The following is a 21078-nucleotide window of genomic DNA, read 5'->3' as shown; positions in this document are numbered from 1 at the left end:
ACGGGCGTCCCGACCCGGAGACCCGCACACCGCCACCCCTGCCGTCAGCGGCCCCGGCACGGCCCGGCCGGCTCAGTGCCCGCCGGCGACGATCCGCTGCAGGTCCGCGGCCATCGACGCGGCCTCGCGCGAGGCGCCGGTGATCGCCTCCTGCGCCTGCGCGGTCGCCGCGCTCTGCTCCTCGACGGCGGCGGCGATGGTGCTCTGCGCGTCCACGACGCCGCGGATGACCTCCTCGACCCCGCCCAGGGCGGCGCCGGCGGTCTCGACCTCCTGGCGCACGGCGTCGACGACGGAGCGGATCCGCTCGGTGGCCCGGGCGGTCTCGGTGGCGAGGTCCTTGACCTCCCCGGCGACGACGGCGAAGCCCTTGCCCGCCTCGCCGGCGCGGGCGGACTCGATGGTGGCGTTGAGCGCCAGCAGGTTGGTCTGGTCGGCGATGGCGGAGATGCTGCCGGCGATCTGGTCGATCTCGGCCATGGTGCCGGCCAGCCGGTCGACGGTCTCGGCGCCGGTGCGCGACTGCGCGCTCGCCTGCTTCGCGGTGGTGCTCGCGCCGCTGGCCGCGGCGGCGATCTCGCCGATCGCCGCGCGCAGCCCCTGCATCACCTCGGTGGCGGTGGCGACGTTGTCGTCCAGCCGCCGGCCCGCGTCGACGAGGCCGGCGAGGTGGCACTCCAGCCGGGCGGCGCGGTCCTGCTGCTCCTGGGCCTGCCGGGCGGCGTCGTCGGCCGTGCGGGCCCGCTCCTCGGCCAGCTCCAGCTCTGCGCGGGCCTGGGCGGCCTGCTGCTCGCCGGCCAGCCGGCGCTGCGCGCGGCGCTCCCGGTCGGCCTCCTCGACGAACTTCCAGCCGTAGGCCAGGAACGTCGCCTCGACCAGCACGAACACGGCGTGCAGCGCGACGAACGCGAGCGGGTCGTGATGGGCGTGCTCGGAGAACACCGACTCGGGCAGCCAGATGCCGGTGACGGCGTGGTGCACCGCCACGAAGCCCACGGCGATCAGGAACGGCGTCCACATCTGGTAGAGCGCCACCAGCGGGAGCAGCACGTAGAACCAGATGTGCAGGTCGGTGAGCCCGCCACCCACGTGGACCAGGACGTCGGCGCCGACCATCAGGCCGAGGCCGACGGCGCTCGCCCGGGCCACCTGGCCGCGCAGTCCCAGTCCCAGCACCACCAGGACGGCGATGGCGGCGAGCTGGCCCCACAGCATCCACCCGCCCACCCCGCGCACGAGGCCGAGGACGGCGAGCACCGGCAGGTGGGCGGCGAGCACGCCGGTCGTCACGCGGTGGCGGGCCGAGAAGCTGCGGGCGTCGAGCCGGGTACCGCGCGGCACTGCCGCCCAGACCCCGCTCCGGGTGGCGTCGTCCACGGAGTTGGTCACGGACGCCACTTCGGCCGCCGACCTGCCCGTCTTGAGTCCGAACCGGTACCCGATCCGCCCACGGGGGCACGCCTCCGCGACGGGCGGGACGGGTGGGGCGCGTGCACCGGACACGCACCTGCGCCCTGCCGCCCGCCGCCGCCCCGGCTGGCGACCCTGGACCCATGACTCTCGCCTACTCCTACGGGACCGCTCACGCCGTCGTGATGGTCGGCTCGGTGGGCAGCGCCGAGGGACTGGTCCCGCGCCAGATCGGCCCCGCCCACGCGACCATCGGGAAGGTGAACGGGCGCAGCCGCAAGGCGCTGTGCGGCGCCTACGTCGCCGTCGACGAGCAGATCGTCTGGCCGCCGGAGGAGTACGACAGCTCCCAGCTGTGCGCCGAGTGCGCCGCGCTGGCCGCCCTGTGACCCAGCAGCGCCCGCTCGCTCCCGCGGAGCCCTCCGCTCGTCGCTCGCCGGCGCTCGCTGCGGTGCGCACGCCCCTGTCCGCTCACCCGCCGGCCACCGAGGGCAGCACCTGGACGACGGCCCCCTCGGGCACCGGGGCGGCCAGGCCGCCGGCGTACCGGACGTCGTCGCCGTCCACGTAGACGTTCACGAAGCGCCGCAGCGCGCCGGCCTCGTCGCGGATCCGGCGGGCCAGCGCCGGGTGGACGGCGGCCAGCGTGTCCAGCAGGTCGCCGAGCGTGCCGCCACCGGGCTCGACCTCCAGGTGCCGGGTGCCGCCGGCGAGGTCGGCCAGGACACCCGGCAGCACCACCTCGACGCTCATGCGCCCTCCTCTCCGGCGCTCGTCGGCCGCGCTCGTGGCCTCGTTGCGCCCGTGCGCGAGCTCGCTCACGAGCCGATCCGCGCGGCCCGGACCACCAGCACGTCGGGCAGGTGGTCGGCGACCAGGGTGAAGGTCTCGCCCTCGTCCGCGCTCGCGTAGACGCAGCCGTCGCGGGTGCCGACGTAGAGCCCGGTCGGGTCGCCCTCGTCGGCGCAGGACCCGTCGCGCATCACGGCGGCCCAGAACCGGTCGGGCAGGCCGGTGCCGAGCTCGGTCCAGGTCTCCCCGGCGTCGCGCGTGCGGTGCACCCGCAGCCGGCCCTCCGGCGGCACGCGCTGCATGTCCGCGACCAGCGGCACCACCCAGGCGGTGCCGGGGGTGGCCGGCGAGGCGACGACCGGGAAGCCGAAGTCGGCGGGCAGTCCCTCGGCTATCGACGTCCACGCCTTGCCGGCGTCGTCGGTGCGGAAGACGCCGAAGTGGTTCTGCGCGTACATCCGGTCGGGGCCGGCCGCGTCCACGGCGACCTTGTGCACGCACTGGCCGTACTCGGGCGGGGGCTCGGGCAGGAAGACGGCGCTGATGCCGGAGTTGCGCGGCGTCCAGCTGGTGCCGCGGTCCTCGCTGACGTAGACCCCGCCGGTGCTCATGGCGATCGTCACCCGGTCCGAGGCCGGGTCGGGGAGCACGGTGTGCACTGCCCCTCCCCCGCCACCGGGCTCCCAGGTCGGCCGGTGCGGGTGGTCCCACAGTCCGCGGACCAGGTCGAAGGTGGCACCGCCGTCGGTGCTGCGCCACAGCGAGTGCGGCTCGCACCCGGCCCACACGACGCCGGGGCGGTCGGCGCTGTCCGGGCGCAGCTGCCAGACGCGGGCCAGCGCAGCGCCGGTGTCCCCGGGGAAGCGGATGGCGCCGGCCTCGGTCTCCTGCCAGCTCGCGCCGAGGTCGTCGGACCGCATCACCGTCGGGCCCCAGTGCCCGTACTGGATGCCGGCGAGCACCCGCGGTGCGGGACCCCGGGTGTCGATCGAGACCGCCGCGACCTCCTGGGCGAGCAGGTGCGGCTCGCCCAGCGTCCAGGTGCGGCGGCCGTCGTCACTGCGGGCCAGCCACAGTCCCTTGCGCGTGCCGATGGCGAGCAGGTCGGTCATGGCGCCCCTCCAGGTCGGGGCGTGGGTCGCCCCCGGAGGTCAGACCGCCCGGGGGGTGGGAACTCAGCGGCGGGTGGCGCCGCCGGTCGACTGGTCGGGACCAGGCACCCCGGGGCCCCTGCCGTCGGGGTGACCGTCGCCGTCCCGGTCGGCGCGCCGGCCGGGCTGGTCGGCCAGGCCCGGGGCGAGCTTCTCGGCCTTCGCGCGCAGCTGCTCGGCCGCCGACGCGTGCTCCTTCGCCGTGGCCGCCCGCTCCCGCGCCTCCTGCTCGGCGAGCCGGGTGCGCTCCTCGACCTCGGCGCGCTCGCGCCGGGCCCGGGCCGCCTGCTCCTCGGCGAGCGCCTGCTCCTTCTCGGCCTGCACGCCCCGCAGCTGCGCCTCGCGCAGGTGCTCGCGCGCCTGCTCCCGCTTGCGGGCGCCGTTGATGCGGTTGCGCTTGGCCATGGCCAGCGCCAGCGCCACGAGCAGCGCGACCACGACGACGACGATCAGCACGATCACCCAGGTGTCCACGGCACTCTCCTCGCGCTCGGGGAGTGGTCAGTTCCCCGTGATCGACTCCGGGAAACGGCCGTTGTCTCAGGTCAGCGCGCTACCGGCCCGCCACTGCTCCCAGGGGATGGTCCAGTCGTCGATCGGCGACCGCAGCGTGCCCGCGTCGGAGTTCCGGATCTCCACGACGTCGCCGGGCTGGGAGAACTGGAAGAACCAGCGGGCGTTCTCCGTGGAGACGTTGATGCAGCCGTGCGAGACGTTCTCGCGGCCCTGCTGGGCCACCGACCACGGTGCGGCGTGCACGAACTCGCCGCTGTCGGAGAGCCGGACGGCGTACTCGACCGGCGTGCGGTAGCCGTCGGGGCTGTCGACCGGGACGCCGTAGGTGCTGGAGTCCATGACCCGGTGGCGGTTCATCTCGGTGACCACGTGCGGCCCGTTGTAGCTGGGGTTGTCCGGGCTGCCGGCGCTGATCGGGAAGGTCTGCACCAGCTGGTCGCCGTCGTAGACCTCCATCCGGTGGGTGCTCGCGTCGGCGATCGACACGTGCCGCTCGCCGACGCGGAAGGAGACGGTGCGGTCGGTCTCCCCCCAGACGCCGTTGCCGAGGTGGACGCCGTAGAGGTCGGCCTCGAGGGTGACGTCGGTGTTCGCGGGCCAGTACTGCGACGGGCGGAAGTGCACCTCGGTGTCGCTGAACCAGTTCCACACGCCGTCGGTCGGGGTGGAGCTGGTGACGACGAGGTCGCGCTCGACGGCGGCCTTCTCGGTGACCGGTTCCTCGAAGTACACGCGGATCGGCATGCCGACGCCGACGGTCTGGCCGTCGAGCGGGCCGATGGACGGCGTCAGCTGCGTCTGCGGCGTCACGGTGGTGAACGTGGTGGCGGCCTCGGCGGTCCCGGCGTCCGCCCCCTGCGCGGTGGCGGTCAGCGTGTAGCCGGCGCCGTAGGCCAGCGGGGTGTCCGGCGTCCAGACGTCGACGGCCGGGTCCCCGGCGGAGTCGGCCACCGAGCCGGGGACCTCGGCGCCGGCACCGTTCACGACGCTGACGCCGGTCAGCTCGCCGCCGCTGACGGCGATCTCCAGCGGCACCGTGGGTGAGACGTCGGTCGCACCGTCGGCGGGCGACACCTCGACCGCGACCGGCTCCGGCGGCGCGGTGGTCGTCGGCGCCGCCGCCGTCCCGCCGCCGTCGCCGCCCTGGCAGCCGGCCAGCAGGACCAGCGCCCCGGCCGTGACCAGCGCCGACGTGCCTCTCATCGCGATCCTCTCCGCGTCGTGGGCAGCCGCCGGCCCCGACGACTGGTTGCACCGACCCACCAGTGTCCACGTCGACGAGGACCGGGACGGGCGTGCGACCTCCGGGACCACCACACCGGCGGGCCGCAGGACGCTGGTATCGTTCTCGGCTGTCGCCCGGCGCAACCGGAAGACACGCGCCATTAGCTCAATTGGCAGAGCAGCTGACTCTTAATCAGCGGGTTCGGGGTTCGAGTCCCTGATGGCGCACCCACTCCGACCAGCGGCTCCTGCCTTCCGGGACGGGGCCGCTGTCCCGTTCCGGGGCCCGGCCGACGGTGTGCGCCGGTGCGCAGCACGGGACGCCCGAACCGCGCACCAGCGCACACCGTGCACCTCCCGACGCCTCCCCCGTTCGGGCTGCTCACCGGCCGGATCGCTGGCGCGCCGCCGCCGGGGCCGCGGACGATCCGCGCAGACCGACCTCACCTACGACGGGGGATCCATGACCTTCGGCAACGCCGTGCGCAGCGTCTTCCAGCAGTACGCCGGGTTCACCGGCCGGGCCCGCCGCTCGGAGTACTGGTACTTCGCCCTGTTCACGGTGCTGGTCTACGTGGCCGCCTCGGTGGTCGACGCCGTGCTCGGCATCCCGGTGCTCACCCTGCTGACGGTGCTCGCGCTGCTCGTGCCCACGCTGGCGGTCAGCGTGCGGCGGCTGCACGACACCGGCCGCAGCGGCTGGTGGATGCTGCTGTCCCTGGTGCCGTTCGGCGGCATCGTGCTGCTCGTCCTCGCCTGCCTCGGCAGCGAGCCCGGGCCGAACCGCTTCGGCCCCTCGCCCGAGCAGCCGGTCGGCGGCCCGGCGTGGCCGCAGCAGCCGCCGGCCGCCTGGTCCTGACCGACCCGGCAGCACCCCCGAGGGCGGTCTCCCCGGTCGGGAGGCCCGCCCTCGTCGCGGTCCGGTCCGGCCGGGCCGCTCAGCCGCCGTCCCACCACCGTGCGGCGGCCTCGGCGGGGGTCAGGCCGTCGAGCTCCACGGCCCGGTTGAGCTGCACGAGGTCGTCGGTGGTCAGCCGGGCGCTGAGCGCGTCGAACGCCGTCCGCAGGCCGTCCCAGCGCTCCAGGACGTCGGTGCGCACCAGGGGCACGACGTTCTCGCTCGGCTGCAGCGCCCGGTCGTCGGCCAGCAGCACGACCGGGGCGACCGCCAGCCGGGCGTCGGTGGTCTCCAGCAGGCCGACGTCGATCTGACCGGAGACCAGCGCCTCCACGGTCGCCGCCCGCGAGGGCATCGCCGCCACCTCGCCGAACTCCAGGCCGTAGACCTCGCGCAGTCCCTGCAGGCAGAACGGCCGCTCGGGGCACTCGGGGGGACCCCCGAAGCGCAGCTCCGGCGCGAGCGGGACGAGGTCCGACAACCGCCGCACGCCGTGCCGCTCGGCGAAGGAGGCGGCGACGGCGAAGCCGTTCTGGTCCTCGGCCGGGGCGGCGCGGAGCACCGCCACGCCGTGCGGCCCCAGGGTGAGCCGCAGGGCGGCGTGCAGCTCCCCCGGTGAGCGCCCCCCGGGTGTGCTCTGCGGACGGGCGAACGCCAGCGCCGTCCCCAGGTAGTCGATGACGGCGGAGACCACGCCCTGCTGCAGCGCCGGCGCGACCACCTCCCGGGTGCCGATGCCGTGGTCGACCTCGACGGGCAGGCCCGCGCGACGGGCGGCCTCGGCGTACACCTCGGCCAGGATCTGGTTCTCCCGGAAGTCGTAGGACGCGATCCGCACGACCTCGACCGGCGGCCCCGTCGCCGGGGCGGGGGGCGCCGCCGGGCCGCCACAGGCCAGCACCAGCGTGCCGAGCAGGACCGCCAGGACGCCGGCGAGCCGGGCGCGGCGAGGTCGCACGGCGCCTCCTCCCCCACGCCGGGGTGGACCTCCGCGCACCGTAGTCGGCAACAGGGACCAAAGGGGATGGTCAGGACCCGCCTCCGGGAGCACCGTTCGCCGGTATGGCGTCCCTGCCGCAGGCGCCGCCCGTGACGGCGCACCCGCGACCGGGTGTCCGGCCGGCGCCGCCTCCCATCGCGCGCGTGCGCCGGCGGAGGCGGCCGTCCGGGGAGCCCCCGCCGCTGCCCCGCCACCTCAACGCCTCGGGCAGGTGGTGGCTCGGCTCGAGCATCGTCGTCGCCGTGCTGTGGGGCGTGGGCGCCGCCACCGGGCACATCGCCGTGGTCGACCTGGTCGACACCCGCGTGCTGCAGGCCGTCGGCGAGCTGCGCTCGCCCGGCCTCACCCGGATCGCCGAGGTCGCCGGCGGGCTGGCGACCCCGGTGGCGCTCAAGGTGGTCTGGCTGGTCAACATGGTGGTCCTCGTGGCGTGCCGCCGGTGGCGCCACCTGCTGGTCTGGCTCGGTGTCGGCCTGGTCGTGGCCAACCTCGCCGACACCGCCGCGACCACGCTGCAGCGGCCCCGGCCCTACGGGGTGGAGGTCCTCGGCCCGTGGTCGGGCTTCTCCATGCCGTCCGTGCCGGTCACCGTGCTCGCGGCCTTCCTGGTGAGCACCCTGTACGCCCTGGTGCCGGCCGGTCGGTGGCGGACGGTCGGCAAGTGGGTCGTCGTCGGCCTGCTCGCGGTCACCGCCGCGTCACGGCTGTACCTCGCGCAGGACCACCCCACCGACGTCCTCGCCGGCGTGGTCCTCGGCGTGGCCGCACCGCTGGCGGCCTTCCGGCTGCTCACGCCCAACGAGGTGTACCCGGTGCGGTACGCCCGCGGGCGACCGGCGCACCTGGACGTGACCGGCAGCCGCGGCGAGGCGATCGTCCGCGCCCTGCAGGACCAGCTCGGCCTGGTCGCCACGGAGGTCACCCCGTTCGGCCTGGCCGGCTCCGGTGGCTCCACCCCGCTGAAGATCACGGTCGAGGCGGATCCGGAGCGGGACGGGGGCGAGAGCTGCGTCTTCGGCAAGCTCTACGCGGCGACGCACCTGCGCTCGGACCGCTGGTTCAAGCTGGGCCGCACGCTGCTGTACGGCCGGCTCGAGGACGAGAAGCCGTACCACAGCGTCCGGCGCCTGGTGCAGTACGAGGACTACGTCCTCCGGGTGCTGTGGGACGCCGGGCTGCCCGTGCCGCACCCCATGGGGATCGTGGAGATCACCCCCGAGCGCGAGTACCTGCTCGTCACCGAGTTCCTCGCCGGGGCACGGGAGATCGGCGAGGCCGACATCGACGACCGGGTCATCGACCAGGGCCTGGCGGTGGTGCGCCGGATGTGGGAGATCGGGGTGGCGCACCGCGACGTCAAGCCGGCCAACGTGCTGGTCCGCGACGGCACGCTGTTCCTCATCGACTCGGCGTTCGCCGAGGTGCGGCCCAGCCCGTGGCGGCAGGCCGTCGATCTCGCCAACACGATGCTGGTCCTGGCGCTGCGCACCGACGCGGACCGGGTGTACCGCCGCGCCCGCCTGTACTTCTCCGACGAGGAGATCGCCGAGGCCTTCGCCGCGACCCGCGGGCTGACCATGCCCAGCCAGCTGCGGCGGATGCTCCGCCAGCAGGGCCGGGACCTGCACGCGGAGTTCCTCCGGCTGCTGCCCTACCGGCTGCCGCCGGTGCGGATCCAGCGCTGGAGCTGGCGCCGGGTGGGCCTGACCGCCGTCACCCTGCTGTGCCTGGTGCTCGGCGCCGGCTTCGTCCTCGACCTGATCGTGCGGTCCCCGCTGTGAGGAGCCGGTGGCGGTCCCCCGCGACGGCGGCCCTCGGAGCCGCCCTGCTGGCCGGGTGCGCCCTGCCGGTCTCCGTGGGCGGCTCCGAGCTGGCCTGCCGGGCCGGGGACGACGGCGGCCCCGCCAGCGGGGTGGTCCTCATGGCGCAGTCGGTGCCCACCGCCTCGTGGGTGCCGTGCCTGGACGCCGTCCCGCTGGGCTGGCGTCTGTCCGGCGTCGAGGTCCGCAACGGGTCGGGCGGGTTCTGGCTGGGCTCGGACCGGGACGGCGTCCGGGCCATCGAGACGCGGCTCACCGCGTCCTGCGACACCCGGGGGGCGACCGAGATCCCGAGCGACCGGGACGGCCTGCGCCGCCTGGAGCGGGTGACCCAGGTCCGTCCCGAGTACGTCGGCACCCGGTTCTACGTCTTCGACGGCGGGTGCCTCTCCATGGCGTTCCGGCTCTCCGGCGACTACCGCGCCGAGCCGCTGGCCGTGGCCACCGAGAGCATCGACGTGGTGAGCCGGGCGGACGTGGCCGACCACGTGCACGTGACCAGCGGCGGCCGGCTGCACCTCGACGCCCCGGCGGTGGAGGGCGGGCCGTGACCGCCACCGGACAGCGGCTCCGCCGGCCGTGGTGGCGCCGGGCACTGGGACCGCTGCTGTCGGTCGCGCTCCTCGTCGCCGTCTTCGCCTGGTTCCTGCCGCAGTTCACCAGCCTGTCCGACGTCTGGGCCGCGGTCCGCGGCATGACGACCGTCGAGGTCGCCGTCCTCCTGCTGGCCGCCGCCTGGAACCTCGCCACCTACCAGTTCGTGATGGTCGCGACGATGCCGGGGCTGAGCCTGCGGCAGGCCACCGTGTCCAGCCAGACCACCACGGCGGTCTCCAACACCGTGGTCGGCGGGGCGGCCCTGGCCCTGGGGTTGACCTACGCGATGAACTCCTCGTGGGGGTTCTCCCGGTCGCGCACCTCGGTGTCCCTGCTCGTCTCCGGGCTGTGGAACAACTTCGTCAAGCTGGGGACGCCGGTGCTCGCGCTGACCCTGCTGGCCTTCTCCGCCCCGCCGACCACCGGGCGCCTGGCCGCCGGGCTGGCCGGCGTGGCCGGGCTCGCCGCCGCCGTCGTGGTCCTCGGGCTGCTGCTGCGCAGCCGGGAGACCGCCGCCCGGATCGGGGCGGCCGCCGGCCGGGTCGCCTCGGCGCTGCTGCGCCTGCTGCACCGCCCGCCGGTACACGGCTGGGACCTGGCCACGAGCCGGTTCCGCGACCGGACGGCGCTGCTGCTGCACGCCCGCTGGCACTGGATCACGCTGGCCACCGTCGTCAGCCACCTGTCGCTGTTCCTCGTCCTGCTGCTCGCGCTGCGGTCCGTCGGGGTGGACGGCAGCGAGGTGAGCTGGACCGAGGCGCTGGCCGTGTTCGCCTTCGCCCGGCTGCTGACCGCCGTCCCGTTCACCCCGGGTGGGCTCGGCGTGGTCGAGCTGGCCCTGATCACCGGGTTGGCCGCGGCCGGCGGCGCCCGGGCCTCGGTCGCCGCGGCGGTCCTGGTCCACCGCGCGCTGACCTACGTCCTGCCGATCCCGCTCGGCCTGGCCACCTACGTGTTCTGGCGGCGGAACAGGTCGTGGCGGCGCACGCCGAACTCCGCGCCGCGCACGGAGCTGGTCCCGGAGACGGTGTGACGACACCGGCGGTGCGTGCGCCACACGGCGGGCTGCGGAGCTGGGCCGACCTGGCCCTGGCCGCCGCCGGCGCCGTGCTGCTCGTGCTGGCGGCCCTCCCCGTCGAGCGCGCCGGGGTCGGCGCCGCCGAGACCGCGGTCTTCCGGGTGCTCAACGACCCGACCGTGCTGCCGTTCTGGCTGGTCTGGCCGGCCATGCAGCTGGGCAACCTGCTGGTGGTGCCGGCCGCCGCGGTGCTCGCCGCCGGACTGCGCCGCTGGCGGCTGGCCGCCGGGATCCTCCTCGCCGGGGTCGGCACCTACCTGGCGGCGAAGGGGGTCAAGGACCTCGTCGTCCGGGGGCGACCGGACGGGTTGCTCGCCGACGTGGTCGTCCGCGGTGCCGAGGCGCAGGGCCGTGGCTTCGTCTCCGGGCACGCCGCGGTGGCGGTCGCGCTGGTGGCGCTGGCCTGGCCGTGGCTGGGTACCCGCGGCCGGCTCGTGTGCGTCGCGCTCGCCCTGGCCGTGTGCCTGGCCCGCGTGCACGTCGGCGCCCACCTGCCGCTGGACGTCGTGGGCGGGGCGGGTCTGGGGCTCGCGGTCGCCGGGTGCGTGCGGCTGCTGATCGGGCGGCCCGCCTGATGCTCGTGGACTCGCGGCGCGCCCTGCTCGTCAGCGGCAGCCTGCTCGCCGGCGCGGTCGTCCTCGGCGTGCTGGTGGCCCTGCCGGCCACGCGGCCGGCCGTGCAGGCGGTGGACGACGCGGTCTGGGACCTCGCCGGCGACGTCCGCAACGACCCGACGACCGCGGTCGCCGTCGCGCTGTCCTGGCTCGGCAGCGGCGCGGTCAACTGGCCGCTGCGCGTGGCGGCGATGGCGCTGCTGGCCTGGCGGCGGCACTGGCTGCGGCTGGCGGCCTTCGCGCTGGCCGTGCTGACCAGCGAGCTGCTGATCGGGCCGGTCAAGGCGGCCTACGGCCGGGACCGACCGCCCGGCAGCCTGATCGAGACCTCCGCCGCGGCGTTCCCGTCGGGGCACGCGATCGCCGGCGCGGTGACCGCGGTCGGTCTCGTGCTGGTCCTCGCCCGGCCGGGAGCGAGCCGCTGGCGCTGGGAGGTGCGCGCGGTGGCGTTCGCGGCCTTCATGGCGCTCTCGCGGGTCTACCTCCGGGCGCATTGGTTCAGCGACACCGTCGCGGGAGCCCTGCTCGGGGCGGGCCTGGCCCTGGGCTGGCCGGCCCTGCTCATGGCGCTCCGCAGCCGGATCGGCTCCCCGGCGCCCCCGACCCCGTGACGGGCAGCAGCCCGCGAGGTGCCTCTCGCGCGCGGGAGGCACCTCGCGGCGTGCGGCCGGCGCGGCAGGATGACCGCACCACCGGCCGTCGAACGGGAGGAGGCCCGGCCCGTGCCCGCCCACCGCCACGTCCTCCAGGCGCCGCTGCGGCCCGTCGTCGCGGCCGCGCACGGCTACTCCTCCCCCGCGATGCCGACGGGGCTGCACCGCGGGCTGCCGTCGGCCCACCTCACCCTCGTCGTGGAGCTCGCCGCACCGCTGCGGGTCACCGGACCGGGGCCCGCGGTGGCCGCGCACGCCGTCGTCGGCGGCCTGCACACCCGGCCGGCCCTCATCGACGCCGGCCGCCCGCAGGAGGGCCTGCAGTACGCCCTCACCCCGGTGGGGGCCCAGGCCCTCCTCGGGGTGCCCGCGGTCGAGCTCGCCGGGCGCACCGTCGACCTGGCCGACCTCCTCGGCCGGGCCGCGGACCGGCTCGTCGACGACCTGGTAGCGGCCGACGGGTGGGCGGAGCGGTTCGCCCGGCTCGACGCCGCGCTGGTCGACCGGCTCTCCGGCCCCGTCGTCCCCGTCCCGCCCGAGGTGCGCGAGGCCTGGCGGCTGGTGCACGGCAGCGCCGGCCGCTGCCGGGTCGAGGAGCTGGCCGCGCACGTCGGCTGGAGCCGGCGGCACCTCGCCGAGCGGTTCCGGCTGGCGACCGGGGTCACGCCGAAGCAGGCCGCCCGGATCGCCCGCTTCGAGGCCACGCGCAGGATGCTGGTCGACCCGGGCCGCCCGCCGCTGGCCGAGGTCGCCACCCGGTGCGGCTACGCCGACCAGCCGCACCTGGCCCGGGAGTGGCGGGCGCTGGCCGGGTGCAGCATCGGCACCTGGCTGCGCGAGGAGCTCCCGTTCGTCCAAGACACCGACGCCGCAGCCGCGGGAGGCTCCGGGTCATGACTCCACCGACGACCACCACCCCCGCGCCCACCGTCTGGCCGAGCGTCGGCTTCACCGACGTCGACGCCGGCATCCGCTTCCTCACCGAGGGGCTCGGCTTCGCCGTGACCGCCTGCTACCGCGACGAGGACGGCACCGTCGCGCACGCCGAGGCCCGCTGGCCGGACGGCGGCGGCGTCATGTTCGGCAGCCGCGGCAAGCCCGGCGACTGGGGCGCCCTCGGACCCCAGGGCGTCTACGTGGTCGCGGCCGAGCCGGCCACCGTCGACGCCGCCTGGGAGCGCGTCCGCGGCCTGCCCGGGGTCGAGGTGCTGCAGGAGCTGCACGACACCGACTACGGCTCCCACGAGTTCGGCGTCCGCGACGCCGACGGCAACCTCTGGACGGTCGGCACCTACCGCGGCGCCTGACCGGGCAGCGGGGACGCCCGGGACACCAGCCAGCCCAGCGCGGCCTGCCACAGGACGAAGCCGGCCAGGACGCCGAGCCACTGCGCCGAGTCGATCCCGACGAGCACGGGCCGCGGGACCACCGCCACCGAGCACAGCGCCAGGACGCCGCCGAGCCACAGCAGCAGGGCGGCCCAGCGGTACCGCGCGGCCGCGCTGGGCCGGACGGCGATGCCCAGCGCGGACAGGTCCTGCGGCGGGTGCCGGCGCAGCATGCGCCGCCGGGACCGGTAGACCGGCACCCCCGGGTACCGCTCGGCCAGCAGCCGCTCCCACCGGCGACGCCGGCGCGGGGCGAGGCGGGCGCGGTGCGGCAGGCTGACGGCCTGGACGCGCGCCGCGGCGGCCCGGAAGCCGGAGTCGCCGAGGACGATGCGGCCGCGGGCGGCGACCACCGCGGTCACGTCCCCCCAGCCGGTCCCCAGGCCGGTGGACGTGGGGTGGTACCAGCCGTAGAGGCCGCAGCCGCAGCCCCGCGCGGGCGGCACGTGCGCGTCGTCCACCGCGCAGCGGGCCCGCTCGACCGGCCAGTCCCACGGGCCGGCGGCGACGTGCACCGGCGGGCGCAGGCCGTCCTCGGCCAGGCGGAACCGCCGGTAGCCCCGCAGCTCCCCCGGCACCAGCGCCGGCGGCTCCGCGGCGGGGTCGGCCGGGAGGGTCACGCCGGGACGGGTGCGGCCGGCGCCGGTGCGGGCGCCGGTGCGGCCGGAGCCGGGTCGGCCACCGGCTCGCACTCGATCTCCCGGCGCTCGACGCCGATGTCGCCGGCCACGCAGGGCTCGGCGGCCGGGACTGTCCAGGGTTCCAGCGGTGCGGTCGGCGTGTGCATCGACGGCTCCTCGCCCGTGCGGGTCGGCCCTCTGGGACACCCCAGTGAAGCACCGGCCGGTCTCCCGCGGGAGGCACTGCGCCAGCCGGTCGCTCGCGTCTCCGCTAGCGTCCGCCGGGAGCCGAGCACCGCCCCCGGGAGGACGACCATGCCGCTGCCGTCGTCGCCGCGCAGCCGGTCCGGGACCGCGCAGCTCGGGCTGGGCCTGGCCGCCGTCGGCCGCCCCGGCTACATCACGCTGGGCCGGGACGCCGACCTCCCCGCCGACCGGTCGCCCGCCGCGCTCGAGGCCCGGGCACACGCCCTGCTCGACGCGGCCACCGCCGCCGGGATCGGCTACGTCGACACCGCCCGGTCCTACGGGCGGGCCGAGCAGTTCCTGGCCTCCTGGCTGCGCGGCTCGGGCGCCGAGCCGTTCGTGGCGAGCAAGTGGGGCTACCGGTACACCGCCGGGTGGCGGACCGACGCCGGGCAGCACGAGGTGAAGGAGCACAGCCGCGCGGCGTTCGAGCGCCAGTGGGCGGAGACCCGCGACCTGCTCGGCCCCTGGCTGCGGCTCTACCAGGTCCACTCGCTCACGGCCGACAGCCAGCTGTGGACCGACCGGGCGCTGCTCGCCGCGCTGGCCGAGGTGCGGGCGGGAGGCGTGGAGCTGGGCTTCTCGACCTCCGGACCGGCGCAGGCCGACACCGTCCGCCGGGGTCTGGCGCTCACCGTGGACGGGCGGCCGCTGTTCACCAGCGTGCAGACGACGTGGAACCTGCTCGAGCGGTCGGCGGGTGACGCGCTGGCGGAGGCGCACGCCGCCGGCACGCGGGTCGTGGTCAAGGAGGCGCTGGCCAACGGGCGCCTGGCCGCCGCGGGCTCCCCGGCGACCGCCGGCCTGGCCCGGGCCGCCCGCGAGCTGGGGGTCGCGGTGGACGCCGTCGTCCTCGCCGCGGTGCTGGCGCAGCCGTGGGTCGACGTCGTGCTGAGCGGTGCGGTCACGGTGGCGCAGCTCGAGTCGAACCTGCGGGCCACCGGGCTGGCCGTCGGACCGGACGTCGCGGACCTCGTCGTCCCGGAGCCCGCGCCGGAGTACTGGGCCGGGCGCAGCCGGCTGCCCTGGCACTGACCCGCGCCGGCGCCGTCAGGACGGCGTGCGCGCGGGGGGCCGGGGCGCGGTCTCCTCGGGGTCCGGGGCCGGGCGGCCCAGCTTCCGCCAGAGCCAGCTCGAGGGCACCCTGCGGCCGGTCACCACGTACTCGAGGACGGCGTCCACGAGCAGGGTGACGTCGAGCGCCCGGCGGGCGGCCGGCCAGCCGGCGAGGAGCAGCTCGTCCCCGGGCGCCAGGGTGACGTCGGGGCCCGGCGCGAGCGTCGCGTCGTCCCCCCGCAGCAGGAGCAGCGGCACCGCGTGCAGCGGCTCGTCGCGGTCCTCCGGGTTGCGCAGCAGGTCACCGAGCCGCCCCTCACCCGAGGCCAGCCACGACGTCAGGGCCGGGGCCTCCCGCTCGGTGAGGCGCACCTTCCACAGCGCCTGCAGGTGCTGCCCGCACAGCGCGGTGAGCCGGTCGACGACGTCCGCGGCCCAGGCGTCCCCCAGCGCCGGCATCGCGCGGAGGAAGCGCCACAGCAGCGGCGTCGACAGCTGGGCGTACACCTCGTGCGCGATCTCCTCGGTCGGCACGAGCAGCGCGTCGAGCTCCATCGCGGCGAACAGCGGCGCGCTCGAGGGCCGGTTCTGCCGCGCGGTGAGGAACAGCCGGGGGTTGGCCCGGCGGGCGGCCTTCACCAGTGAGAGGTTGGTGATGTCGTTGTCCGTCCCGGCGACGAAGCCGACGGCGTCCTCCAGCGCCACCGCCTCCAGCACCCCGGGCTCGAAGCCACCGGCCACCACGACGTCGTCGACGTCGTCGTGCGGGCTCGGGTCGATGACGGTGACGTCGATGCCCTCCGCGCGCAGGTCCGCGGTGAGCTCCCGGCCGAGCCGGCCGTACCCGCAGACGATCCAGCGGCCGCTCGCCGGCGGCGCGCCGCGCGGGGGCAGCGGGGCGCCCGGCCCGCTCTCCAGCCAGGTCAGCAGCTGGTAGGACGCCGGCGCCCGCAGCGCCAGCTGCACGTGGTCGCCGAAGAGATCGAACGGGTTGACCACGCTGGGCGAGCCGAACACCCCCATCCGTTCGGCCATCACGCGCGTCGTCGCCCGCGCGATCACCGGGAGGTCCGGGCGCAGCAGCGCGGTGGTCATCACGACCGCCAGGTTGGCCTCGTCGTCGTCGGTGAGCGCCACGACCGCCTCGCAGCAGGGGTGGTCCAGCCCCGCGACGCCCAGGTGCCCGGGGTCCCGGGCGTCGGCGGCGAGCCCGGGGACGTCACCGTGGTAGGACTCGAGGTCCAGGCCGTCGATCCGCTCGGAGTCCTTGTCCAGGACGACGACCCGGCGGCCCAGCGCGTCCATCGAGTGACCGAGCAGCTCCCCGGCCCGGCCGTACCCGGCGACGAGGACGAACGGCTCGGCCAGCCGGGCCACCCGGCGGGTGAACTGCTGCAGCGCCAGCGCCGAGCGGAAGGCCCGGTCCTGCAGCAGGCCGAGCAGCGAGCCGATGGCGTAGGCCCAGCCGACCACCGTGAGGTAGATCGAGATGGTCACCCACATCCGCTGGTTGTAGGTGAACGGGTACGGGATCTCGCCGAAGCCGATCGTGGTCGCGGTGTAGCTCATGACGTAGATGGCGTCGAAGAAGCCCATGTCCCAGGGCCGGCCCTCGGCGTCCTGGCCGGGGATGAGGGTCAGGCCCAGCACGCTCACGGAGAAGATGGCGATGAGCACGATCAGCGGCGCCCGCATGCGCCGGAGGATGAGGAAGACCGTCTCGGAGGCCCGGTTGGCCGACGCCGCGGCCGCCAGCAGGCGGGCACGGCGGGCGCGCCGCTCCTCTTCCTCCTCGCGACGGTCCCGGCGGTTCCAGAACGTCAGCAGCGGGTTGCCCACGGCGTCCTCCGGCTCATCCGCGGTGGAAGGAGACGGTCTCGATGACCAGCAGGACCACGGAGACGAGGTTGGCCAGCAGCGCCCCACCGGCCACCGACACCACGCTCGCCGTCCACCCCGGGGTCATTCCCGCGGTCGAGACGTACGCGGCGTAGCCGTACATGAGGGCCGCCGCGACCAGCTGGAGACTCGCCACGAGGCTCGTCGCCAGGTGCACGGCACCGATCTGCGTGCGGTCGCCGAACTTCAGCACGGTGGCGATGAGGTTGACGACGACCGCCGCGAACAGCTCGTAGCGGTTGTGCAGCTCGGGCCGGTCGATGTCACCGATGAAGAACCCGAAGTTCAGCGTGGCCGCCAGGAGCACGAAGAACCCGAAGACGACCTTCTCCAGGTTCACCCGGACCTCCTCCGACACCGACGAGGAGCTGAGCATCCCCGTCCGCGGCCTCCGGCGCTACGGACGGCGCAACAGCGGCAGCACCGCGTGGTCGACGAGCTCGGCCACCACGGCGTCGTCCAAGGGGCGGCCGGTGACCAGCCAGCGCAGCGCGAGCACCGCCGGGCCGACCTCGGCCGCCACCGTGCCCGCCGCGCCGGCGCCGACCTCGCCCCGCTCCGCCGCCCGGCCCACGACGGTCCCCCACGCGGCATCCCAGTTGGCCAGCGGCAGGCGGCGGCAGCCCTCCTGCAGCACCGGGTCGTCGATGACCGCTCCGAGCAGGCTGCGGATCGCCCGCCCCGACGGGCCGCCGAAGAGCTCCACGACCTCGGTGAGCAGCGCGATCAGGTCCCCGCGCAGCGACCCGGTGTCGGGGACGTCGAGCACCGGGGCGACGACGACGTCCATGACCGACAGCAGCAGCTCCGCCTTGCTCGACCACCGGCGGTAGATCGTCGCCTTGCCCACGCCGGCGGCCATGGCGACGGCGTCCATCGTCAGGCCCGCGTAGCCCGCGCGGCCGAGCACCTGTACCACGGCGGAGGCGATCGCCGCGTCGCGGGACCTGTCCAGCCGGGGCCCGCCGGCCCGGGTACGGGTCGGCCGGACGGCGGGCGGGACGTCACACTGTGTCACCAGGCGAACGTAACCCGCATTGTGGAACAGCGCAGGACGGAGTGCTGCACCCGTCGGGGGGAACGCAGAGCAACGGAACCTGCACGTTCCGCCGTCCGAGACCTACGGTGCGGGCACCACCGGCACACCGCGGGGTGGCACCCCCGGCGAGGAGGACGATGGAGCGGCGCTTCGACTGGGCCTCACCCAGCTCCCGGGTGGTCCTGTCGGCGGCGCTCGACGCCCTCAGCGAGGTCGGCTACGAGGGCCTGACGCTGGCCGAGGTCCGCGCCCGGGCCGGCACCGCCGGAGCCCTGGTGGAGGAGGCCGACCTGGTGGAGGTCGTCGTCACCGCCCTCGAGGCGGTGCGGGTCTTCCCGTCCGCGGAGCCGACCGGTGACCTGCGCGCCGACCTCGCCGCGCTGGTCCGTCCGTGGCTGGCCCGCCGGGGCCGCGACGAGCGGGCGGTCGCGGCCGTGCTGAGCGCCGCGGAGTGGGAGCCGCGGATCAAGCAGGCCGTCGTCCAGGCCTTCGACCGTCCCCTGGCCCAGGTCCTGGGGACGCTGCTGGCCGGGGCGGTGGCCGACGGCCGGGTCGCGGCGTCGCGGGTGCACACGCTCAACTGGCTCCTGCGCGGCCTGGCCCTGGACCGGTTGCGGGCGGCCAACCCGCGGTGCCCGGTGGACCTCGACGAGCTGGTCGACCACCTGGTCACCGGGCTGGGTCCCGAGCACCTGCCGGCCTGAGCGACGCGACGGGGCCGGTCGCGGTCCCCCGCGGCCGGCCCCGTACGTCCCCCTCGACCGGCACCCCCGTCCCCCACGGTCCGTGCCGGTCGTCGTGCTGCCGGTCGCGCCGTTCCCCCGCGGCGTGCCCGGCCCGGCCGGGACACCGTCCCCCACGGTGTCCCGGTCGTCCCCCGTCCCGGCGGCGTCGTCCCCTCCGACGCCGCCGGTCGTGCCGCCGGCGGCTCCGTCCCCCCGTGCGATGGAGACGCCGGCTGTCTGCGTGGCCCTCGCGGGCCCGGTGCGCATGGCCCTCGCGGGCCCGGTGCGCATGGCCCTCCCGGGCCCGCTGCGCATGGCCCTCCGGGGCCGGGTCAGCGCGCGGCGCCGTCGCGCTGCGTGCCGCTGAAGACGAAGTCCAGCGAGCTGGTGGCGCCCTCGACCAGGTCGGCGGTCGCCGTCGACGGCAGGCTCGCGGTGAGCAGCAGGTGGTCGGTGCCGCCCGGCGCCAGCGACGCCGCACCGCTCAGCTCGACGTCGGTGACGATCGGCCCGGCGTAGTGCCGCGTCGTCGTCCCGCCGCAGGTCCAGGCGCCGCCGGCAGGCTCCCAGGCCTCCGAGCAGGACTCCACCGCCAACTGGAGCCCGTGGACCCGGTCGGTGTCGAGCACGCTGGACCGCGCGGCCACCGAGCCCAGGCGCAGCTCCGACAGCGGCGCCGTCCCGTCGTTGACCAGGTCGACCGGCGAGCTCTCCACGTCACCGGCCAGGAACGCGCCCCGGTCGAACAGCGACAGCGTCGCGGTGTGCGCGGCCTCGGTGAGCGTGATCGACAGCACGCCGGTGTCGAGGCGGCTGACCACCGGGGTGGTGCTGTCGGTGAAGGTGCCGAAGGTGGCGAGTCCGGCGACGGAGGCGGCGGCCCCCAGGACGACGACCGACGCGGCGATGCGCGTCCGCGTCCGGCGGGCCTGTCCTGCGGTCTGGGCGCTCACGGTGCTCTCCCGGGTGCTGGTCGTCTCGGTGACGGGGACGACTCTGCTGGCCCATCCGCAGGTGACCCGCCGGGCACCCGCAAGAGATCCGCAAGGAAGCCGGACCGCCGCGGCGCGGTTGTCCGGACGTGGGCAGGGACGTGGAGGTTGCGGTCGTCGGCGCCGGGCAGGCCGGGTTGAGCGCGGCGCACCACCTCGGCCGGCTGGGCGTCGGCTTCGTCGTGCTGGACGCCGAGGAGCGCGCGGGGGGCGCCTGGCAGCACCGCTGGCCGTCGCTGACCCTGGCCCGCACCCACCACGTGCACGACCTGCCGGGGCTGCCGTTCCCGCCCGCCGGGGACGACGTCCCCGCCGCCGAGGCCGTGCCCGCCTACTTCGCCGACTACGAGCGCCACTTCGCGCTGCCGGTGGTGCGGCCGGTGCGGGTGCGCGCCGTCCGCCGCACCCCGGACGGGCGGTTCCGCGTCGAGACGACGGCCGGCGCCTGGACCGCCGACGCCGTCGTCAACGCGACCGGTACCTGGACCCGCCCGTTCGTGCCGCGCCACCCCGGGCAGGAGCTGTTCCGCGGCCGCCAGCTGACCCCGCCGGACTACCGCGGCGCCGCGGAGTTCGCCGGGCAGTCGGTGGTCGTCGTGGGCGGCGGCGCCTCGGCGGTGCAGCTGCTCGGGGAGATCGCCGAGGTCGCCGACACCACCTGGGTGACCCGGCGCCCGCCGGTCTGGCGGGAGGAGCCGTTCGGGCCCGAGGAGGGCCGGGCCGCCGTCGCGCTCGTGGCGGACGCCGTCCGCGAGGGCCGCCCCCCGTCCAGCGTCGTCGGCGTCACCGGGCTGGTCGTGACGCCGTGGGTCCGGGAGGCCCGGGCGCGCGGCGTGCTCGACCGGCTGCCGGTGTTCGACCGGCTCACCCCCGACGGGGTCGCGTGGGACGACGGCCGGTCCGTCCGCGCCGACGCCGTCCTGTGGGCCACCGGCTTCCGCGCGGCGCTGGGCCACCTGGCCCCGCTGCGGCTGCGCGGGCCGGGCGGCGGCATCCGGATGGCGGGCACGCAGGTGGCCGGCGAGCCGCGGGTGCACCTGGTCGGCTACGGCCCCTCGGCGAGCACGGTGGGCGCCAACCGGGCCGGCCGGGAGGCCGCGGTGGCGCTGCACCGGCTGCTGCGTGCCGGGGCACCCCTCCCCCGCTCGGCGTAGCAGGGCCCGGCAGGCGCCGGGGCGGCCGAGTGAGCAGTTGTGGTCGTTGGCGACGGCGTGTCGCCACGTGTCGGCGACCGCAACTGCTCAGGCGTCCGGCATCGTCTCGCGCGACGAGCTCCGGGACCGTTCAGGGTCGGGTCAGGGCGCTCCCGGATACCCCCGGTCGCCGGCGGCCGAGAGCCTGCTGGACATGACCTCCCCGA

24 protein-coding genes and 1 tRNA gene are annotated in these 21078 nt (G+C 76.2%); 13 read left to right on the top strand and 12 right to left on the bottom strand.

Annotation, left to right across the window (positions count from 1 at the left end; genetic code table 11):
- Positions 1-72 precede the first annotated feature (72 nt).
- Positions 73-1389, bottom strand: coding sequence for a methyl-accepting chemotaxis protein (locus BLR12_RS24860; protein WP_255363481.1), 1317 nt, complete (start codon positions 1387-1389; stop codon positions 73-75).
- Between the two features lie 164 nt (positions 1390-1553).
- Here BLR12_RS24860 and BLR12_RS13155 point away from each other — a divergent pair, with 164 nt between their 5' ends.
- Positions 1554-1799: a hypothetical protein gene (locus BLR12_RS13155; RefSeq protein WP_091378755.1), complete on the top strand. Its 246-nt coding sequence runs from the start codon at positions 1554-1556 to the stop codon at positions 1797-1799.
- Between the two features lie 82 nt (positions 1800-1881).
- Here BLR12_RS13155 and BLR12_RS13150 read toward each other — a convergent pair whose 3' ends face one another.
- The 4 genes from BLR12_RS13150 to BLR12_RS13135 form a co-directional block, all read right to left on the bottom strand.
- Complete coding sequence (locus BLR12_RS13150; protein WP_255363480.1) at positions 1882-2232, bottom strand: ubiquitin-like small modifier protein 1; 351 nt, start codon at positions 2230-2232, stop codon at positions 1882-1884.
- Positions 2229-3314 carry a WD40/YVTN/BNR-like repeat-containing protein gene (locus BLR12_RS13145; RefSeq protein ID WP_091378750.1) on the bottom strand — a complete coding sequence of 362 codons (1086 nt, stop codon included), beginning with the start codon at positions 3312-3314 and terminating at the stop codon, positions 2229-2231. Before BLR12_RS13145 ends, BLR12_RS13150 begins: the two co-directional genes overlap by 4 nt.
- A gap of 63 nt (positions 3315-3377) precedes the next feature.
- Positions 3378-3827: a hypothetical protein gene (locus BLR12_RS13140; protein WP_255363478.1), complete on the bottom strand. Its 450-nt coding sequence runs from the start codon at positions 3825-3827 to the stop codon at positions 3378-3380.
- A gap of 66 nt (positions 3828-3893) precedes the next feature.
- Positions 3894-5072: a L,D-transpeptidase gene (locus BLR12_RS13135; RefSeq protein ID WP_091378747.1), complete on the bottom strand. Its 1179-nt coding sequence runs from the start codon at positions 5070-5072 to the stop codon at positions 3894-3896.
- A gap of 176 nt (positions 5073-5248) precedes the next feature.
- Here BLR12_RS13135 and BLR12_RS13130 point away from each other — a divergent pair.
- Positions 5249-5321 (top strand) — tRNA-Lys (locus BLR12_RS13130).
- 235 nt (positions 5322-5556) lie between these two features.
- Complete coding sequence (locus tag BLR12_RS13125; protein WP_091378744.1) at positions 5557-5952, top strand: DUF805 domain-containing protein; 396 nt, start codon at positions 5557-5559, stop codon at positions 5950-5952.
- A 79-nt stretch (positions 5953-6031) separates the two neighbouring features.
- Here BLR12_RS13125 and BLR12_RS13120 read toward each other — a convergent pair whose 3' ends face one another.
- The gene (locus BLR12_RS13120) at positions 6032-6949 is read right to left on the bottom strand and encodes an ABC transporter substrate-binding protein (RefSeq protein ID WP_091378742.1); all 918 of its coding nucleotides are present in this window, start codon (positions 6947-6949) and stop codon (positions 6032-6034) included.
- Positions 6950-7134: 185 nt separating this feature from the next.
- On the opposite strand from BLR12_RS13120, the gene BLR12_RS13115 reads away from it, so the two are divergent.
- The 7 genes from BLR12_RS13115 to BLR12_RS13085 all read left to right on the top strand — a co-directional run bounded on the left by BLR12_RS13115 (position 7135) and on the right by BLR12_RS13085 (position 13060).
- A complete protein-coding gene (locus BLR12_RS13115; RefSeq protein ID WP_255363477.1) occupies positions 7135-8772 on the top strand; it encodes a phosphatase PAP2 family protein in 1638 nt (545 codons plus the stop codon).
- Positions 8769-9362: a hypothetical protein gene (locus BLR12_RS13110; protein ID WP_091378735.1), complete on the top strand. Its 594-nt coding sequence runs from the start codon at positions 8769-8771 to the stop codon at positions 9360-9362. The genes BLR12_RS13115 and BLR12_RS13110 overlap by 4 nt, the downstream gene beginning before the upstream one ends.
- Complete coding sequence (locus tag BLR12_RS13105) at positions 9359-10441, top strand: flippase-like domain-containing protein (protein WP_091378732.1); 1083 nt, start codon at positions 9359-9361, stop codon at positions 10439-10441. Before BLR12_RS13110 ends, BLR12_RS13105 begins: the two co-directional genes overlap by 4 nt.
- Positions 10442-10452: 11 nt before the next feature.
- Positions 10453-11061, top strand: coding sequence for a phosphatase PAP2 family protein (locus BLR12_RS13100; protein ID WP_143018771.1), 609 nt, complete (start codon positions 10453-10455; stop codon positions 11059-11061).
- The gene (locus BLR12_RS13095) at positions 11061-11711 is read left to right on the top strand and encodes a phosphatase PAP2 family protein (RefSeq protein WP_091378727.1); all 651 of its coding nucleotides are present in this window, start codon (positions 11061-11063) and stop codon (positions 11709-11711) included. The genes BLR12_RS13100 and BLR12_RS13095 overlap by 1 nt, the downstream gene beginning before the upstream one ends.
- A gap of 111 nt (positions 11712-11822) precedes the next feature.
- Entirely contained in the window at positions 11823-12650 is an 828-nt protein-coding gene (locus BLR12_RS13090; protein ID WP_218120659.1) for an AraC family transcriptional regulator, read from the top strand.
- Entirely contained in the window at positions 12647-13060 is a 414-nt protein-coding gene (locus BLR12_RS13085) for a VOC family protein (protein WP_091378722.1), read from the top strand. Before BLR12_RS13090 ends, BLR12_RS13085 begins: the two co-directional genes overlap by 4 nt.
- Here the strand turns inward: BLR12_RS13085 and BLR12_RS13080 are convergent.
- Entirely contained in the window at positions 13045-13761 is a 717-nt protein-coding gene (locus tag BLR12_RS13080) for a hypothetical protein (RefSeq protein ID WP_091378719.1), read from the bottom strand. The two genes, BLR12_RS13085 and BLR12_RS13080, sit on opposite strands and share 16 nt — an antisense overlap.
- Positions 13758-13928 (bottom strand): hypothetical protein, encoded by a 171-nt coding sequence (locus BLR12_RS24530; RefSeq protein ID WP_176832498.1) that lies wholly within the window; start codon positions 13926-13928, stop codon positions 13758-13760. Before BLR12_RS24530 ends, BLR12_RS13080 begins: the two co-directional genes overlap by 4 nt.
- A gap of 148 nt (positions 13929-14076) precedes the next feature.
- On the opposite strand from BLR12_RS24530, the gene BLR12_RS13075 reads away from it, so the two are divergent.
- Positions 14077-15042 (top strand): aldo/keto reductase, encoded by a 966-nt coding sequence (locus BLR12_RS13075; RefSeq protein ID WP_091378718.1) that lies wholly within the window; start codon positions 14077-14079, stop codon positions 15040-15042.
- A gap of 15 nt (positions 15043-15057) precedes the next feature.
- On the opposite strand, the gene BLR12_RS13070 is transcribed toward BLR12_RS13075, so the two are convergent.
- The 3 genes from BLR12_RS13070 to BLR12_RS13060 are packed head-to-tail and all read right to left on the bottom strand — an operon-like array spanning position 15058 to position 17980.
- A complete protein-coding gene (locus BLR12_RS13070) occupies positions 15058-16902 on the bottom strand; it encodes a potassium channel family protein (RefSeq protein ID WP_091378715.1) in 1845 nt (614 codons plus the stop codon).
- 13 nt (positions 16903-16915) lie between these two features.
- Positions 16916-17302: a DUF6394 family protein gene (locus BLR12_RS13065; protein ID WP_091379861.1), complete on the bottom strand. Its 387-nt coding sequence runs from the start codon at positions 17300-17302 to the stop codon at positions 16916-16918.
- A 57-nt stretch (positions 17303-17359) separates the two neighbouring features.
- Positions 17360-17980, bottom strand: coding sequence for a TetR/AcrR family transcriptional regulator (locus BLR12_RS13060; RefSeq protein WP_143018770.1), 621 nt, complete (start codon positions 17978-17980; stop codon positions 17360-17362).
- Between the two features lie 158 nt (positions 17981-18138).
- On the opposite strand from BLR12_RS13060, the gene BLR12_RS13055 reads away from it, so the two are divergent.
- Complete coding sequence (locus tag BLR12_RS13055; protein ID WP_091378709.1) at positions 18139-18705, top strand: TetR/AcrR family transcriptional regulator; 567 nt, start codon at positions 18139-18141, stop codon at positions 18703-18705.
- Between the two features lie 353 nt (positions 18706-19058).
- Here the strand turns inward: BLR12_RS13055 and BLR12_RS13050 are convergent, their stop codons facing one another.
- Complete coding sequence (locus tag BLR12_RS13050) at positions 19059-19679, bottom strand: hypothetical protein (RefSeq protein WP_091378706.1); 621 nt, start codon at positions 19677-19679, stop codon at positions 19059-19061.
- A 140-nt stretch (positions 19680-19819) separates the two neighbouring features.
- Here BLR12_RS13050 and BLR12_RS13045 point away from each other — a divergent pair, with 140 nt between their 5' ends.
- Positions 19820-20872, top strand: coding sequence for an NAD(P)-binding domain-containing protein (locus BLR12_RS13045; RefSeq protein WP_255363476.1), 1053 nt, complete (start codon positions 19820-19822; stop codon positions 20870-20872).
- The last annotated feature ends 206 nt before the right edge of the window (positions 20873-21078 follow it).

It is taken from the genome of Geodermatophilus sp. DSM 45219 (genome assembly GCF_900104025.1).
GTDB lineage: Bacteria > Actinomycetota > Actinomycetes > Mycobacteriales > Geodermatophilaceae > Geodermatophilus.
Note: the sequence above shows the minus strand (reverse complement) of the source record. Positions and strands in the feature narration are given on the sequence as shown.